This is a genomic window from Bacillus sp. JJ1562 (assembly GCF_036962705.1).
Classification (GTDB): Bacteria; Bacillota; Bacilli; order Bacillales; family Bacillaceae_L; genus Ferdinandcohnia.
In genome coordinates this window covers 1-15,629 of the sequence record NZ_JBALOQ010000018.1, presented here as the reverse complement: position 1 = coordinate 15,629, position 15,629 = coordinate 1, and the positions used below count along the sequence as shown (strand labels likewise).

Annotated in this window: 18 protein-coding genes; 14 read left to right on the top strand and 4 right to left on the bottom strand. The window is 37.1% G+C overall.

Translation table 11 applies throughout. The features are described 5' to 3' along the window. Nucleotide 1: 1 nt before the first annotated feature. Nucleotides 2–586, top strand: coding sequence for a CPBP family intramembrane glutamic endopeptidase (locus V7097_RS11990; protein WP_335703858.1), 585 nt, complete (start codon nt 2–4; stop codon nt 584–586). Between the two features lie 18 nt (nt 587–604). Continuing rightward, nucleotides 605–1,270, top strand: a complete 666-nt coding sequence (locus tag V7097_RS11985) for a LysM peptidoglycan-binding domain-containing protein (RefSeq protein ID WP_335703857.1) — start codon at nt 605–607, stop codon at nt 1,268–1,270. 102 nt (nt 1,271–1,372) lie between these two features. Here V7097_RS11985 and V7097_RS11980 read toward each other — a convergent pair whose 3' ends face one another. Genes V7097_RS11980 through V7097_RS11970 form a run of 3 tightly spaced genes read right to left on the bottom strand, consistent with a single transcriptional unit; the run spans nt 1,373 to nt 2,480 of the window. Next, a complete protein-coding gene (locus V7097_RS11980) occupies nt 1,373–1,942 on the bottom strand; it encodes a manganese catalase family protein (protein ID WP_335703856.1) in 570 nt (189 codons plus the stop codon). Between the two features lie 41 nt (nt 1,943–1,983). Further along, nucleotides 1,984–2,253, bottom strand: a complete 270-nt coding sequence (locus V7097_RS11975; protein WP_335703855.1) for a spore coat protein CotJB — start codon at nt 2,251–2,253, stop codon at nt 1,984–1,986. Continuing rightward, nucleotides 2,250–2,480: a spore coat associated protein CotJA gene (locus tag V7097_RS11970; protein WP_335703854.1), complete on the bottom strand. Its 231-nt coding sequence runs from the start codon at nt 2,478–2,480 to the stop codon at nt 2,250–2,252. The genes V7097_RS11975 and V7097_RS11970 overlap by 4 nt, the downstream gene beginning before the upstream one ends. Nucleotides 2,481–2,696: 216 nt before the next feature. Between V7097_RS11970 and V7097_RS11965 the strand changes: the two genes are divergently transcribed. The 4 genes from V7097_RS11965 to V7097_RS11950 all read left to right on the top strand — a co-directional run bounded on the left by V7097_RS11965 (nt 2,697) and on the right by V7097_RS11950 (nt 7,061). Then, on the top strand, nt 2,697–3,470 hold the full coding sequence (locus tag V7097_RS11965; RefSeq protein WP_335703853.1) for a metallophosphoesterase: 774 nt from the start codon (nt 2,697–2,699) through the stop codon (nt 3,468–3,470). Between the two features lie 110 nt (nt 3,471–3,580). After that, complete coding sequence (locus V7097_RS11960) at nt 3,581–4,171, top strand: genetic competence negative regulator (RefSeq protein ID WP_335703852.1); 591 nt, start codon at nt 3,581–3,583, stop codon at nt 4,169–4,171. Between the two features lie 375 nt (nt 4,172–4,546). Next, complete coding sequence (locus tag V7097_RS11955) at nt 4,547–5,779, top strand: Glu/Leu/Phe/Val family dehydrogenase (RefSeq protein ID WP_438824231.1); 1,233 nt, start codon at nt 4,547–4,549, stop codon at nt 5,777–5,779. A 316-nt stretch (nt 5,780–6,095) separates the two neighbouring features. Next, nucleotides 6,096–7,061 carry a YpdA family putative bacillithiol disulfide reductase gene (locus tag V7097_RS11950; protein ID WP_335703850.1) on the top strand — a complete coding sequence of 322 codons (966 nt, stop codon included), beginning with the start codon at nt 6,096–6,098 and terminating at the stop codon, nt 7,059–7,061. A 23-nt stretch (nt 7,062–7,084) separates the two neighbouring features. On the opposite strand, the gene V7097_RS11945 is transcribed toward V7097_RS11950, so the two are convergent. Then, the gene (locus V7097_RS11945; RefSeq protein WP_335703849.1) at nt 7,085–8,056 is read right to left on the bottom strand and encodes an asparaginase; all 972 of its coding nucleotides are present in this window, start codon (nt 8,054–8,056) and stop codon (nt 7,085–7,087) included. Nucleotides 8,057–8,184: 128 nt separating this feature from the next. Between V7097_RS11945 and prsW the strand changes: the two genes are divergently transcribed. From prsW to rpsA, 8 genes are all read left to right on the top strand, one after another. Beyond that, nucleotides 8,185–8,820 carry a glutamic-type intramembrane protease PrsW gene (gene prsW / locus V7097_RS11940; protein WP_335703848.1) on the top strand — a complete coding sequence of 212 codons (636 nt, stop codon included), beginning with the start codon at nt 8,185–8,187 and terminating at the stop codon, nt 8,818–8,820. Between the two features lie 141 nt (nt 8,821–8,961). After that, nucleotides 8,962–10,005, top strand: coding sequence for a spore cortex-lytic enzyme (gene sleB, locus V7097_RS11935; protein ID WP_335703847.1), 1,044 nt, complete (start codon nt 8,962–8,964; stop codon nt 10,003–10,005). A gap of 18 nt (nt 10,006–10,023) precedes the next feature. Continuing rightward, entirely contained in the window at nt 10,024–11,373 is a 1,350-nt protein-coding gene (ypeB, locus tag V7097_RS11930; RefSeq protein WP_335703846.1) for a germination protein YpeB, read from the top strand. A gap of 225 nt (nt 11,374–11,598) precedes the next feature. Further along, nucleotides 11,599–12,270, top strand: coding sequence for a flagellar brake protein (locus tag V7097_RS11925; protein WP_335703845.1), 672 nt, complete (start codon nt 11,599–11,601; stop codon nt 12,268–12,270). 81 nt (nt 12,271–12,351) lie between these two features. Next, nucleotides 12,352–12,534 (top strand): YpfB family protein, encoded by a 183-nt coding sequence (locus tag V7097_RS11920; RefSeq protein WP_335703844.1) that lies wholly within the window; start codon nt 12,352–12,354, stop codon nt 12,532–12,534. 155 nt (nt 12,535–12,689) lie between these two features. Further along, entirely contained in the window at nt 12,690–13,361 is a 672-nt protein-coding gene (gene cmk, locus V7097_RS11915; RefSeq protein ID WP_335703843.1) for a (d)CMP kinase, read from the top strand. 5 nt (nt 13,362–13,366) lie between these two features. Next, a complete protein-coding gene (locus V7097_RS11910) occupies nt 13,367–13,948 on the top strand; it encodes a lysophospholipid acyltransferase family protein (protein WP_335703842.1) in 582 nt (193 codons plus the stop codon). Nucleotides 13,949–14,069: 121 nt separating this feature from the next. Further along, entirely contained in the window at nt 14,070–15,206 is a 1,137-nt protein-coding gene (rpsA, locus tag V7097_RS11905) for a 30S ribosomal protein S1 (protein ID WP_335703841.1), read from the top strand. The last annotated feature ends 423 nt before the right edge of the window (nt 15,207–15,629 follow it).

Below are 15,629 nucleotides of genomic sequence, written 5' to 3'. Positions count from 1 at the left end.
TATGGGTAGGCGCCAAGCTGATATTATCAAACATTTACCGGATAAAGAAATTGTTTTTCACCTTTATTTAACTCAAGGAATTCTTTTAGTTGTGTCTTTGGTCCTTGGTTTTTTCTTGTTTGACAATTGGTCTTCATTTATTAAGCTATGGGATTGGAAGGACTGGAATATTCTCCTTATTGGTTCTGCCTTTGCATTAGTAGTTGTCTTTGTTGACTTTTTGCTGATGAAGTGGCTTCCTGAAGCAATGTATGATGATGGCGGGATTAATGAACGTATTTTCCAAAAACGAAGCATCCCACATATTTTTATTTTATGTTTATTGATTTCCTTTTCGGAAGAAATATTGTTTAGAGGTGTCATTCAAACTCATTTTGGATTAATCATAGCTAGCTCTATTTTCGCATTACTACATGTACGCTATTTATATAAATGGGTTTTATTGATATCTGTCGTTTTTTTGAGCTTTTTATTAGGATATATTTATGAGCTCTATCAAAATCTGTGGATTACGGTATATGCTCATTTTTGGATTGATTTTATTTTTGCTGTAAAGCTTAGAATAGATTATTTGCGTAGTCATTAAATTAGAGGAGGTATAGTCTTGAAGCAGCCTGAAGAGGAAGAAAAGTCAGTTGAAATAGAAAAAAGCACTTCGACATTACCACCTCGAGGTGAATTTCATAAAACGAAGAAAAAGAAAACAAAAGTTAAAATTAAATACCCGATTGTTCGATTGCTAGCTCTTTTATTTATATTACTTCCAGTTGCAATCCTTAGCTTTAAATTTAATTCGAATCCAGACAAGCTAGAATCAACACCTATAAAAAAGAGTGCAAATTTTGATAGCTTCAGCTACGAAGACGAGGATAAGACTGTGCAAACTCCTAATGTCAATGAGCAAGAAGAAGAACCTGATAATATCGAACATGAACCTAATAAAGAACAAGAAGAGCAAAATCAGCCTGAAGTGGTAAAACAAGAGGAAGTGGAAGCGCCAACTGTTGAAGAATCCGTTCAAAGTGTAGTCGAAAACAATCCTCAAGCTACAGCTGAAGCAACAAAGCAACCTGTACAACAGCAAGAACAACCGAAGGATCGTTATGATGTAAAGTATCATAAGGTGCAAGCAGACGAAAATCTATATCGGATTTCCATGAAATATTATAACAGCCGTGATGGGGAAGAATTAATTAGAAGATGGAATAACCTAAATGGCGATACCGTAATTGAAGGTAAGGTATTACGAATTCCTATAAAAATAAATTAGTAACAAAATGCTAAATAACGCGAGTGTTCCTCGCGTTATTTTTTTTGATCAGACATCTACGCATGTACAAGCTCATATTTTACCATTTGCTATTTACTCATTTTAGAAGAATTTCTTTTTATCCCGTTCATCTTTAAGTATTTCTACTGCTTCTCTAAATCGTTGGGAATGGATAATTTCACGCTCTCGTAAGAAACGCAAGCTATCATTTAAGTCCGGGTCATCACTCATGTTGATGATCCATTGATAGGTCGCTCTTGCTTTCTCTTCTGCTGCGATATCTTCATATAAATCAGCAATAGGGTCGCCCTTTGCCTGGATATATGTTGCAGTAAATGGTACCCCACCAGCATTTTCGTAAAATAATGCGGAGTCATGGTTCACATAGTGTGCACCGAGACCCGCAGCTTTTAATTGATCGGGGGTAGCGTCTTTTGTAAGTTTATATACCATTGTCGCAATCATTTCCAAATGAGCGAACTCTTCTGTTCCAATATCATTTAACAACCCAATAACTTTTCCGGGTATTGTGTACCGTTGATTTAAATAACGTAATGCGGCAGCTAACTCACCGTCTGCGCCACCATATTGTTCAATCAGAAACTTTGCTAACATTGGATTACACGTACTCACTTTGACAGGATATTGCAGCTTTTTTTCATAAATCCACATGGATGTATATTCCTCCCCCTGTAAAATAACGATTTAGATTATTAAACCTGCCACGGCCAAGGTTCGTCATCCCAGTTCCAAGGGTAACTAGAATAGCTATAACGACCAAATTGAGTCAAAGGCCCAAATCTCTCTTCATATTGATTTGCGACCTTTCTTCGTTGCTGTGAAACAGTGTTAAATTGTTGGATGGCTTCATAATCATTAGGATGGGTATCAAGATACAATGTGAGTTCAACTAACACAAAATCCAAAGCCTGTAAATCCTCTAATAACGCATAATACTCTGGGGGCATCTGTTTAGGGTTCATTCACTTTTAGCCTCCCTTTTCGGTTCATTTGGACCAAAATATGGATCGTAAAAGATTTTCCAAAGTGTCCCTGTGTATAAGGCTTCCTTAGGTGAGAATTGAGGTAGATTTGCTGGTTGAAATGGGATATAAAGATTTGGTGGGGTAACGTATGTTTTACGTGTGATCGGTACACAAGGGTCGAATGGGCTTACGAAGGGAAAATAGGATTTCCTAGTAGTAAACATGAAATAACCTCCTTGATGTCAAAATACAAAACGATGTCATTTTACTGTATGGTTTATGATGTTAAAAAATGACAAGATAGGCGGTTGGAAAATTTTTATTATTATATGGAATTTGACAAACGCTTTTATTGATAGCCTTTTCCATAATTTATGGTATCATATCCTTATATTTAAAAAGAATAAATGATTAATCTCTTAATAGTTAGGGCGTGAATCATGCTATATATTTTCGGGATTTTATTTATTGGAGTGCTACTCCTTTTTTATATGTGGAAGGAAGCAAGAGTAGATCGTGTTGTAACGAATACATTTACATTTACGGATTTTCCTAAAAGCTTCGGAAAGATTACCATATTCTTTATTTCGGATATTCACAAAAGAGAGGTATCTAAGAATATTATTAATGAAGTAAAAGGGAAAGCAGATATTGTCATAATTGGAGGGGATTTAACAGAAAAGGGTGTCCCTTTTGAACGTGTAAAAAAAAACCTTCAATTGATTAAAACAGTTGGACCAACCTATTTCGTTTGGGGAAATAATGATTATGAAGTGGATTACCATGAACTTGATTCTTTGCTATTAAGTATGGGAATAAAGATTCTTGATAATACGGCGATGTTTTTTGAAACAGCAGAAGGTGAGAAGCTTGCTCTCCTTGGGATAGATGATTTGAAGGTAGGGAGAAGCAGGTTGGACCTTGCTCTATTCGATGCAGGGGATGAAGCAAATTTTAAAATTTTGGTTAGCCATAATCCAGAAATTAAAAATGATCTCCAACCTAAGAACAAAATTAATCTCATACTGTCTGGGCATACCCATGGTGGACAAATTCGATTTTGGAAATTTGGGCTATACCCCAAAGGCGGTGTAGAGTATAAAGACGGGATGACCATTTTCATTAGTAATGGATATGGTACATCTGGTATACCGTTACGGCTTGGTGCACCACCCGAAACACATTTGATTACTCTTCAATCATCGAATATCTAATACGATTTGCAAAAAATGCCCTATCAACGCTAAATCAAGAACATAATTTATATTTCTTCATAAAATAAAGTAACGGTTGCTGTAGGTGTGATGGTGAGGGAGGGTTTTTTATGCGTCTTGAGCGCTTAACTTATAATAAAATCAAGATTTTTCTAACATTCGATGATCTTGTTGATCGTGGCCTCACTAAAGATGATCTTTTGTCAGATTCACTTAAGGTCCACCAATTATTTCGTGATATGATCGAAGAAGCAAGTGTCGAATTAGGCTTTGAAGCGGACGGACCAATTGCTGTTGAAGTATATTCTTTACAAGCACAAGGTATGGTCATTATTGTAACAAATTCAGTAGGGGACCTTGAAGACGAAGAATTTATGGATGAAGATTATATTGAAATGCAGGTTACTCTTGATGAAAGTAAAGATATATTTTATGAGTTTCATACATTTGAAGATGTGATTCAACTTTCAACCAGATTAAACAGTTTATCAATAGTTGGCGGCAGATTATATTCATATAAAGATTATTTTTATTTATTACTTGAAGACAATTCAGCCATTCAAACAGAAAACGTCATTGCCATTTTAGCCGAATTTGGAAATCCTGCGACAATTACGAAATACCGGGTTCATGAATATGGAAAAATACTTTTTAAAGAAAATGCAATGAAGGAAATTTACAACTATTTTATTAATAAATAAGAAAAGCCTCTAACAATGTATAGGGGTTTTTCTCTATGTTAATAAATTTTATAAGTATCGATGTTAACAGCGATTTTATTTATAAATAAAAATGAAGATTCTTTATTTTTCATCTTGCATAAACATATGGAAGGTGTATACTAGTGACTGGAAAGGTGGACAATAATACTATCTGGAAAATAGATGTTATTTCTGTCTTTATTTTATTCCATCAAGAATGTGAAATCATATTTTAATAACCGAAATCTCGGCATTTCCAGCTTCTTGTTTACACCTTTGAGTAATAGGAACTGATTCTCGCGAAAAATCTTGGGAGGTTTACAAATGGTAGCCGAAAATAATAAGGACATTGCAAAAAAAAATAACGAAGAGAAAATGGATGTCCTCAAATCTACACAAACAGTCATACATAAGGCATTAGAAAAATTAGGGTACCCTGAGGAAGTATACGAGCTTTTAAAAGAACCAATCCGAATGATGACCGTTAAAATTCCAGTAAGAATGGATGATGGTTCTGTAAAAATCTTTACAGGCTATCGCGCACAGCATAATGATGCTGTAGGTCCAACTAAAGGTGGAATTCGCTTTCACCCAAATGTTACTGAAAAGGAAGTTAAAGCGCTTTCGATTTGGATGAGTTTGAAATGCGGCATCGTCGATTTACCATATGGTGGAGGAAAAGGTGGAATCATTTGCGACCCTAGAGATATGTCATTCCGTGAACTTGAGCGACTTAGTCGTGGATATGTTCGTGCAATAAGTCAAATCGTTGGTCCTACAAAGGATATCCCGGCTCCAGATGTATTTACGAATTCTCAAATTATGGCATGGATGATGGATGAGTATAGTCGAATTGACGAATTTAACTCACCTGGATTCATCACTGGAAAACCACTAGTATTAGGTGGTTCACATGGCCGTGAGTCTGCAACAGCGAAGGGTGTAACACTTTGTATTCGTGAAGCAGCAAAGAAACGTGGCATTAATTTAGAAGGTGCTCGTGTAGTTGTTCAAGGCTTTGGAAATGCGGGTAGCTTTTTATCAAAATTCATGCATGATGCAGGTGCTAAGGTAATTGGTATCTCTGATGCATATGGCGGTTTATATGATCCAAATGGTTTAGATATTGATTACTTATTAGATCGTCGTGATAGCTTTGGGACAGTTACTAAGCTATTTAACGATACCATTACAAACAAGGAGCTATTGGAACTTGATTGTGATATTCTTGTTCCTGCAGCTATCGAGAACCAAATTACAGAAGAAAATGCAAATAATATTCGAGCAAGTATAGTAGTGGAAGCAGCAAACGGTCCTACAACACTTGAAGCGACACAAATCTTAACTGAAAGAGGAATCCTCCTCGTACCTGACGTTTTAGCAAGTGCCGGCGGGGTGACTGTGTCCTATTTCGAATGGGTTCAAAATAACCAAGGCTATTACTGGTCAGAGGAAGAAGTAGAAGAAAAGCTCGAAAAAGTAATGGTCAAATCATTTGAAAATATTTATTCAACTGCGCAAAATAGACGTGTTGACATGAGACTTGCTGCCTACATGGTGGGGGTAAGAAAAATGGCAGAAGCGTCTCGCTTTAGAGGTTGGATTTAATTCCTTGCAGGATTAACAGAAATCTCCTATCATTTTATGGTAGGAGATTTTAAGTTTATTCAGAAAGAAGTCCCTTAACTTTTTAAGTGGGGATGAATTCTACAAGAGAAACCAATTCAGTGCGGGTTTTAACCCTGGCTGAATAAAGTTAGAGCTTCCGGCGGAGACATGCGATTTACCAAGGTAATTTTTCGAGCGTGGGATCAAAGACTAAGAACGCCACGTCCTGTGGCAACGTCTTTGTGACCCTCCTCGTGTGGGCCTAAAAAATCTGGGCGCAAATACGCCAAGGTGCATTTGATTAGGAGTGACAAACATGCAATCAGAAGAAGTCATCATTATTGGGGGAGGCCCCTGTGGTTTAGCAGCTGCCATTGCACTGCAGAATATCGGAATCAAACCACTGGTAATTGAAAAAGGGAATATTGTAAATGCCATTTACCATTATCCTACACATCAAACATTCTTTAGTACAAGCGAGAAACTAGAAATCGGGAATGTTCCATTTATTATTGAGGGTCGTAAGCCAAAAAGAAATCAAGCTTTGGCTTATTATCGAGAAGTAGCAAAACGCGAAAAAATTAGTGTACATGCTTTTGAAAAAGTAACAGGTGTCATGAAACTTGAAAATGATCAATTTAAAATCACAACCACTAAAGATGAATATCAGGCAAAATATGTGATTGTTGCGACTGGCTATTATGACAATCCGAATTATATGAATGTTCCTGGTGAAAATCTATCTAAAGTTTTTCATTATTTTAAAGAACCACATCCGTATTTCGATAAAGATGTTGTTGTAATAGGAGGAAAGAACTCAAGTATAGATGCAGCTTTAGAGCTTGTAAATGCTGATGCAAGAGTTACTGTCTTATATCGTGGATCCGAATACTCCTCAAGCATAAAGCCATGGATCTTACCTGAGTTTGAATCACTGGTTCGTAATGGTATTATAAATATGGAATTTAATGCAAATGTAGTTGAAATTACAGAAGATGCCTTGGTCTATCAAGTTGGTGAAGAGCAAAAGAAAATAAAAAATGATTACGTATTTGCGATGACGGGCTATCATCCAGATCATAGCTTTTTGCAAAAAATGAATGTTCAGATTGAGAAGGATACAGGTAGACCTATGTTTAACCCTGACACGATGGAGACGAATGTGGAGGGAATTTTTATTTCGGGAGTTATTGCAGCGGGTAATAATGCGAATGAAATTTTTATTGAAAACGGACGCTTTCATGGAGACTTAATAGCAAAAGCAATTATAGATAGAAAATAGGGCGGCTCTATGAGTCACCCTTTTTATTTAAAAAACATTTCCTGTAGTTCATCATGATCATTTGTCATTTCTAATGTGACCAAAAGCTTGAGTCTTGCTTTTTGTCCATTTAGACCATTAGAAAAAATAACCCCAAGCTTTTTTAATTGGCGTCCACCGCCTTCATAATTGTATACATCCTGCACATACCCGTTAAAACATCGGGACACCAATACGATTGGTATACCATTTTCAATGAGTTCCTTTAATTCAGCTACCATGGTTGGTGGCAGGTTGCCTTGTCCAAGCGCTTCGATTACTATTCCATCTGGATGTATCATCTGAATTGCTCGAAGGATACTGCCGTCCATGCCAGCGTAGGCCTTCAGGAGGACAACATTTTTCGTTACTACTTCAATATCATATGTTTCCCTAATAGTAGGCATATGGTGAAAGGTAATATCTCGTTTGCTCACAATACCTAATGGACCATATTGTGGACTCTGGAATGTCGCAATATTACTAGTGTGGGTTTTAGTTACATTTTTAGCTGTATGAATTTCGTCATTTAAAACAACTAAAACACCCTTTCCAAAAGCGCTGTCGGAAGCTGCAACACGAACAGCGGAGATTAAATTATATGGACCGTCAGCCCCAAGCTCATTGCTCGACCTCATCGCTCCTGTCACGACTATTGGAATATCGAATTGAACGGTAATGTCTAAAAAATAAGCCGTTTCTTCAAGGGTGTCAGTTCCATGGGTAATGACAACGCCTTCGATTTTATCTTCCTTTATACTTGTTTCGATTTTTTTCTTCAGCATTAACATTTCTTTTTCCGTGATATGTGGGGAAGGCAGTTGGAATAATTCCTCAACCATTACATTCGCAATTGCAGCTAAAGAATCAGTGTGAAGTAGAAGTGGATTTTGTTGATCTTGCTCAACAGCTCCGGTTTCTTTATCTTCCATCATGGCAATCGTTCCGCCTGTATGAATAATGAGTATTTTTTTCATCGGACTCGCCTCATTTCAATATTGAAAATTTATCCATTACTTGTTATTTTCATTTACCACATTACATGTTACGATAAAAGTGTTTGCTACTCAAATATAATTTACATTATTGGAGAAGAGGATTCTTTATGGTGGCGGTCATAACCGCAGGACTAGCACCTGGACTTGCATTATTAAGTTATTTTTATTTAAAAGATAAATATGAAGCAGAACCAATTGCAATGGTTTTTAGAATATTCATTTTTGGGGCCCTTTTGGTGTTTCCAATAATGTTTATTCAATATGTGTTGGGGGTTGAAGGGGTATTTTCGCATACCTTTTTACAGGCCTTTTTATCTGTAGCCTTATTAGAGGAGTTTTTTAAGTGGTTTATCCTTTTTTATACTGTTTATCAGCATATTGAATTTGATGAACAATATGATGGAATCGTATATGGTGCTGCTTTGTCGTTAGGATTTGCTACATTGGAAAACATTCTCTATTTACTTGCAAATGGGGTCCATTTTGCAGTAGGTCGAGCCCTTTTACCGGTATCAAGTCACGCTTTGTTCGGTGTGATAATGGGCTTTTATCTTGGAAAAGCAAAATTTTCTCTTAAGGAAAAGAAAAAGTGGATTTTCATTTCCTTCTTATTCCCATTTCTTTTACATGGAATTTATGATTACATACTGCTTTCGATGAAGAAATGGATTTATATCATGGTACCCTTCATGTTGTTTTTATGGTGGTTTGGATTACATAAAGTAAAAATTGCTAAACCATAACCTGTCATTTTTGACGGGTTATTTTTTTGTCTATTTTAATAAAAAATCAAATTTAACTTGAAATACTTCTGAATAAAATACCAATCTCTACAGAAAATACTTGTAAGTATATATAGAAAATGGTTAGGGAGGTAATTGATTATGAGCTTTAAAAAGTATTTGATGTTCCCCATCGTCCTTATCTTGTTTGTTAGTGTGTTCATTGGTGGAACTGCCAATAATGTACATGCTTTTTCTGAGCAGATTATTCAAAGGGGTGCCACAGGTGACGATGTAATTGAGTTGCAATCAAGGCTCCAATATAACGGTTACTACCATGGCACAATTGATGGAGTTTACGGATGGGGTACATATTGGGCTGTCCGAAATTTCCAGAAGGCATTTGGGCTTGAAGAGGTAGACGGATTAGTCGGTGACAAAACAAAAGCAATGATTAACCGCTTTACTAAGTATAATAAGCAATTTGTATACGACAATTTGCGTAAAGGGAATCGTTTCACCCACTATGGAGGTGTTCCTTGGAGCATTCAATCCGCTCCTTCTGAAAAGAATATTCAAAAAGCAAAAACAATGGCTGAGGCAAGACGAACAGAAATAGAGAAACAATTTACGGCAGAGCAAAAGCAGCCGCAACAGCCAAAGGCGCAGGCACCTGCACCGCAGCCAAAGCAGCCGCAAGCTAAGGCACCAGCACCACCGCCGAAGCAACCACAAGCTAAGGCACCAGCACCACCGCCAAAGCAACCAGCAAAACAGCAGCAACCAAAAGTTCAACAACAAGAAGAGGTTCAATCACAAGGTCCAACAGCTGTGAATATGCCAGGTGGATTTTCTCAAAATGATATTCAGCTCCTTGCAAATGCTGTGTATGGTGAAGCACGTGGTGAGCCATATATTGGACAAGTAGCAGTTGCAGCGGTTATTTTAAATCGCCTCGATAGCCCGACATTCCCTGATACAGTGTCTGGGATAATTTTTGAACCACTTGCATTTACGGCAGTTGCAGACGGGCAAATATGGTTAACTCCAAATGAGCAATCAAAAAAAGCTGTAATTGATGCTATAAATGGCTGGGATCCTACAGGCGGAGCAACTTATTACTTTAATCCTGAAACTGCAACAAGTAAATGGATTTGGGGCAGACCACAAATTAAGAGAATCGGAAAGCACATATTCTGTAATTAGATTGGAAGGTGAGGCAAATTGCTAAGAGGAATATTAATTACAGCACTTACAATTGGTATTATTGGAACCGGCTATTGGGGCTATAAAGAACATCAAGAGAAAAATGCCATTCTAATACAGGCAGAAAACAACTATCAACGAGCGTTTCATAATTTATCATATCATATGGATTTATTACACGACAAAATAGGGACAACGCTTGCCATGAATTCAAGAAATTCCCTTTCCCCAACCTTGGCAGATGTGTGGAGACTTACGTCTGAGGCTCATTCAGATGTAGGGCAATTACCACTCACTCTCATGCCCTTTAACAAAACTGAAGAGTTTCTAAGTGATATCGGTGAATTTAGTTATCGGACAGCGGTCCGTGATTTATCAAAAGAGCCTTTGTCTGATGAGGAGTACAAAACCCTTGAGCAGCTATATAAAAATTCGGAGGATATCCAAACGGAACTCCGAACTGTCCAACATCTTGCTATGAAGAATAACCTTCGTTGGATGGATGTTGAATTAGCACTAGCTTCAGGGGAAAAACAGGCTGATAACACAATTATAGATGGCTTAAAAACGGTTGAGAAAAATGTAGCTGCCTATTCCGAGAGTGACTTTGGGGTTACCCTTACAACCACGAAAAAAGATGGTGGGAAATTTCCAAATTTAGAGGGACCACAAATTAATGAGGAACAAGCAAAAGAAATTGCGAGAAAGTTCCTCGGGTTAGAAGGTAACATCGAAATGAAGGTTACCGAAAATGGAGAAGGTTCACCAAATGGTTTTTATAGTTTAGAAATAAATGACCCTAAGTCTAACGTAAATACTTTCATGGATATTACGAAAAAAGGTGGCATTCCAATCTGGGTCATTCGAAATCGTGAAGTTGCAAAAATCGAATTAAGCCTTAATGATGCATTTAATCGTGCTCAAAAATTCCTAAAGGATAATAAATTTGAAAATCTTGAGCTTTTTGAAAGTGCGCAATACGATAATGTTGGAGTATTTAATTTCGTTTCTTCAGTTGATGGAGTGAGAGTATATTCAGATTCGATTAAGATGAAAGTGGCACTCGACGACGGAAATATTATTGGATTTACCGCAAGAGATTATCTAATGGCTGGTAAAATTAACACAGCCGGTAAACCAAAAATTTCAAAAGAGGAAGCGAGAAAAGAAATTAACCCGAACCTTGAAATCATGGAGGATCGTCTAGCCATTATTACAAATGATCTTGATCAAGATGTCCTCTGTTATGAATTTTTAGGGACAATTAATAATGATACGTACCGGATCTTTATTAATGCTGAAAATGGCTTTGAAGAAAAAGTAGAAAAGCTTAAAAATGCAGAACCCGTCTATAAGGGCATGCAATGAATTGTAGAGAATCAAAAAGGAAAGCTAATTTTGCTTTCCTTTTTTTGTGATGTCTAGCCCAAACACCTAGCCCCTCTCTGGTCTAGCCAATCCGTCAAGAAGGATAAAATGCATCCTTCTCGCCGGCTTTTCTTATGCTTGTCGGGGCTGAACAAGGTGCTTGTACTTTTCTAGTTATTCGTGGTTTAATAAGGATACAGAATGTTTAAGAAAGAGTGAACAGAAGTGTTGAAAATTGGGGATATGATTAACCTTGAGCCAACCATTAATCCAAATGGTGAAAAATATCGATGCAGAGTTGTTGAAAAAATGGAAAACAAGCTCTACATTGATTATCCTGTTGATAACAAGACAGGGAAAACAGTTTTTTTGTTAAATGGGACACAGCTAAAGGCTTATGTTGTAGCTGATAGCACTTCAGCTTATTTTTTTGACACTATGGTGTTAGGAAGAGTAAAACAAAATATCCCAATGATTGTTCTTTCCTTACCTGGTGAGGATAGTATGTATAAGATTCAGCGACGTGAATATGTACGTGTTGAAACACCAGTAGATGTTGCGTTACATAGTTTAGATGGGGAATTCCAACCATTTATCTCAATCACTCGTGATATAAGTGCAGGTGGTGCTTCTATTATTCTACCGACTTCCAAAACACTTATACCGGGGATAGATATCCTTACACATTTCGTCCTTCCAACCCTTTCTGATGATTATAAATATGTAACCTTCAGAAGTGATGTAATCCGTATTGTGGATGGCAAAAATGGGGAAAGAAATAGAGCCTCTATTAAATTTGTGGATGTTAACGAATCAGACCGCCAGCTATTAATTAAATTCTGCTTTGAAAGACAATTATTATTGAAGAAGAAAGGGATCCACGCTGGTGAAAATTAGAAGAAGGTAATCCCAACAGAATAAAAATCTCAAAAATTTAGCATACTAGTATTAAAACTCTCTTTAGGGTAGGTATGCAAAATGAAAAATTTCGAACGTATTTTAATTAAGCTAGCTTTAATTCAATTTATTTTTTTGCTTGTGGCACAGGCTATCATATTGTATAGTCCATTGACCCCATATATCACGAGAATGATTGAATATGAGGGGGTCGACAAAGCGGACAAGACCAAAACCATTGAAACATTACTAAATAACAATTAAAATGAATTGCAGGGATTCCCTGCATTTTTTCGTAGGTAGGAATACTGTTCAAATGAATCAATATAATAAAGTTTAGATAAACAAGCTTGTTTGTTTATAACGACTAATATTTCCAATTCCTACCGAGTGTAACATACAGGAGGCATACATAGTTTATGGACAATAAGATTTCAATAGCAATTGACGGACCAGCAGCTGCAGGCAAGAGTACAGTTGCAAAAATTATCGCGAAAGATCTATCCTACATTTATGTTGATACAGGTGCAATGTATCGTGCGTTAACATACAAAGCCCTGCAAATAGATTTAGATTTAGAAAATGAAGAACAGCTTCTTCATGCACTACAAAGTTCAAATCTAGAATTAAGACCTAGTGATAATGGTCAACTTGTTTTTATCGATGGCGAAGATGTGACGGAAAAAATTCGTGAGCATGATGTGACAAATTCTGTTTCGATTGTTTCTAAGCATCGCAAGGTTCGAGAAGATATGGTCAATCGTCAACAAGGATTTGCTAAGCTTGGTGGAGTAGTGATGGATGGGAGGGACATTGGTACTCATGTGCTTCCTAATGCTGAAGTGAAAATATTTTTACTTGCTTCCGTTGAAGAAAGAGCTGTAAGACGCCACGAAGAAAACCTTTCAAAAGGCTTTCAGTCCGATTTAGAAAAATTAAAATCTGAAATTGCCGCTCGGGATAAATTAGATTCTGAACGTGAGGTTGCCCCATTACGAAAAGCAGAGGATGCAATCGAGATTGACACAACATCATTAAGCATCGAAGAGGTTGTTGCGAAAATTATGGATGTAGTAAAGGAAAGGATTTGAATGCCATGAACCTTTATCCCTTTGCAAGAGGATTAGTTGGAGCAATCATCAAACCACTTTACCGCATTGAGGTTTTGGGCAAGGAGAATATTCCAAAGGAAGGTGGAGTCCTAATTTGTTCTAATCATATTGACAATCTTGACCCACCTGTTGTTGGGGTTACATCACCAAGACCCATTTATTTTATGGCGAAAGCGGAATTATTTAAGGTTCCTATATTAGGTTCAATTTTACCGAATATAAATGCTTTTCCAGTTAAACGCGGAATGAGTGATCGTGAAGCACTTCGGACAGCATTAAAGGTATTAAAGGAAGGGAACGTGTTGGGAATTTTCCCTGAAGGCACTAGAAGCAAGGATGGACAGCTTGGAAAAGGGCTATCCGGGGTTGGATTCTTTGCATTACGTTCTGAATGTACTGTCGTTCCCTGCGCGATTTTAGGACCTTATAAAATATTTGGTAAATTAAGAGTGGTTTACGGTAAGCCTGTCCAAATGGAAACATTTCGTGAAGAGAGGGCTTCTGCAGATGTCGTAACCGACAAAATTATGGATTCCATAAGAGAAATACTGGAAAAATATAAATAGATTAAGAGTTTATACTTGACAAATAACCCTATTTATTAGAAGTTTAATTAAAAGAATATTTTTATAACTTTATATTATACATAAAGAGTTTTTTTGTTGGACATTGAAGGAGGTAATTGGAATGGCAGAGGATATGAATCAAGTCGAGTACAAAGAGTTGCAGGTTGGTGATGTTATCACTGGCAAGGTAACGAAGGTAGAGGAAAAACAAGTATTTGTTTCAGTTGAGAACAGTAAGCTAGATGGCATTATCCCAATTAGTGAGCTGTCCAGCCTGCATGTTGAAAAAGCAAGCGATGTTGTATCAGAAGGAGAAGAATTAGAGCTATCTGTTACAAAAGTAGAAGAAGACGCTTTAATTTTATCTAAAAAAGCTGTACTAGCTTCTAAAGCCTGGGATGAGTTAGAGCAAAAATTTAACTCTGGCGAAGTGTTTGAAGCTGTTGTAAAAGATGTAGTTAAAGGTGGACTAGTTGTTGATCTTGGTGTTCGAGGATTTATTCCAGCATCTTTAGTTGAAAATTATTATGTAGAAGACTTCTCCGATTATAAAGACAAATCGTTAACAGTTAAAGTAGTTGAACTTGATCGTGAGAAAAACAGAGTCATCTTATCTCACCGTGCTGTTGTGGAAGAAGATCAAAAAAATAAAAAGCAACAGGTCCTAGATTCACTAAGTGTAGGAGCTGTACTTGAAGGTACTGTTCAACGATTAACAGATTTCGGTGCTTTCGTCGATATCGGTGGCATTGATGGATTAGTCCATATTTCTCAGCTTTCACATGAGCATGTGTCAAAACCATCTGATGTTGTTGCAGAAGGGCAAGTAATTAAAGTTAAAGTTTTATCTGTTGATCGTGACAATGAAAGAATTTCATTGTCAGTGAAAGATACATTGCCAGGACCATGGGAAAACATCTCAGATAAGTTATCAGTTGGGAATGTAGTTGAAGGAACAGTGAGAAGACTTGTTTCTTTCGGTGCATTTGTTGAGGTATTACCTGGTGTTGAAGGACTTGTTCATATTTCACAAATTTCTTCAAAACATATCGGTACTCCTCATGAAGTATTAAAAGAAGGTCAAGCAGTAAAAGTGAAGGTTCTTGAGCTAAATGAAACTGAAAAACGTATTTCCTTAAGCATGAAAGAACTTGAAGAAAATGTGGAAGAAGATTACAGCAAATACCAACAACAAGAGGAATCATCAGGTTTCCAGCTTGGTGAAGTAATTGGCGACCAACTAAATAAATTAAAGTAATAAAGAAAAGCGCAAGCGCCTTAAGAGTGGAACATCGACTAACTACTGCCACGTCCTGTGTCAAACGTCGATGTTAGCACTTCCTCGAAAATGCAGTGCATTTTCTTCGTGCGATGTTTATGCTGTCGAGGCTTTCCTTATCCTGTGCAAGTCCGACAAGTATAAGAAAAGCCGGCGAGAAGGATACCTTTTATCCTTCTTGACGGATTAGCTAGACCAGAGAGCTGCTCAAAGCAAGGCTTTTCGCAAGATACTCACAGAAGCCTATTCAAGGTGAAAACTGGCTAGGCGCTGGAGCTAGATATAAAACAATAAGAAGGCTCTCACCCAACTAAAGTGTACCCTTTGTAAAGGACATTTTAAAAAAGCCTAGGCAGTTTTAAGAAGATGATCTCTGTATTGAACGAGGGCACTGAAAAAGTC

Excerpts from the sequence above, each read along its gene's own strand:
- prsW (WP_335703848.1), top strand. The coding sequence starts at position 8,185 with ATGGTGGCGGTCATAACCGCAGGACTAGCACCTGGACTTGCATTATTA.
- V7097_RS11990 (WP_335703858.1), top strand. The coding sequence starts at position 2 with ATGGGTAGGCGCCAAGCTGATATTATCAAACATTTACCGGATAAAGAA.
- rpsA (WP_335703841.1), top strand. The coding sequence starts at position 14,070 with ATGGCAGAGGATATGAATCAAGTCGAGTACAAAGAGTTGCAGGTTGGT.
- V7097_RS11910 (WP_335703842.1), top strand. The coding sequence starts at position 13,367 with ATGAACCTTTATCCCTTTGCAAGAGGATTAGTTGGAGCAATCATCAAA.
- V7097_RS11955 (WP_438824231.1), top strand. The coding sequence starts at position 4,547 with ATGGATGTCCTCAAATCTACACAAACAGTCATACATAAGGCATTAGAA.
- V7097_RS11980 (WP_335703856.1), bottom strand. The coding sequence starts at position 1,942 with ATGTGGATTTATGAAAAAAAGCTGCAATATCCTGTCAAAGTGAGTACG.
- cmk (WP_335703843.1), top strand. The coding sequence starts at position 12,690 with ATGGACAATAAGATTTCAATAGCAATTGACGGACCAGCAGCTGCAGGC.
- V7097_RS11960 (WP_335703852.1), top strand. The coding sequence starts at position 3,581 with ATGCGTCTTGAGCGCTTAACTTATAATAAAATCAAGATTTTTCTAACA.
- V7097_RS11970 (WP_335703854.1), bottom strand. The coding sequence starts at position 2,480 with ATGTTTACTACTAGGAAATCCTATTTTCCCTTCGTAAGCCCATTCGAC.
- V7097_RS11945 (WP_335703849.1), bottom strand. The coding sequence starts at position 8,056 with ATGAAAAAAATACTCATTATTCATACAGGCGGAACGATTGCCATGATG.
- V7097_RS11920 (WP_335703844.1), top strand. The coding sequence starts at position 12,352 with ATGAAAAATTTCGAACGTATTTTAATTAAGCTAGCTTTAATTCAATTT.
- V7097_RS11975 (WP_335703855.1), bottom strand. The coding sequence starts at position 2,253 with ATGAACCCTAAACAGATGCCCCCAGAGTATTATGCGTTATTAGAGGAT.
- sleB (WP_335703847.1), top strand. The coding sequence starts at position 8,962 with ATGAGCTTTAAAAAGTATTTGATGTTCCCCATCGTCCTTATCTTGTTT.
- V7097_RS11950 (WP_335703850.1), top strand. The coding sequence starts at position 6,096 with ATGCAATCAGAAGAAGTCATCATTATTGGGGGAGGCCCCTGTGGTTTA.
- V7097_RS11965 (WP_335703853.1), top strand. The coding sequence starts at position 2,697 with ATGCTATATATTTTCGGGATTTTATTTATTGGAGTGCTACTCCTTTTT.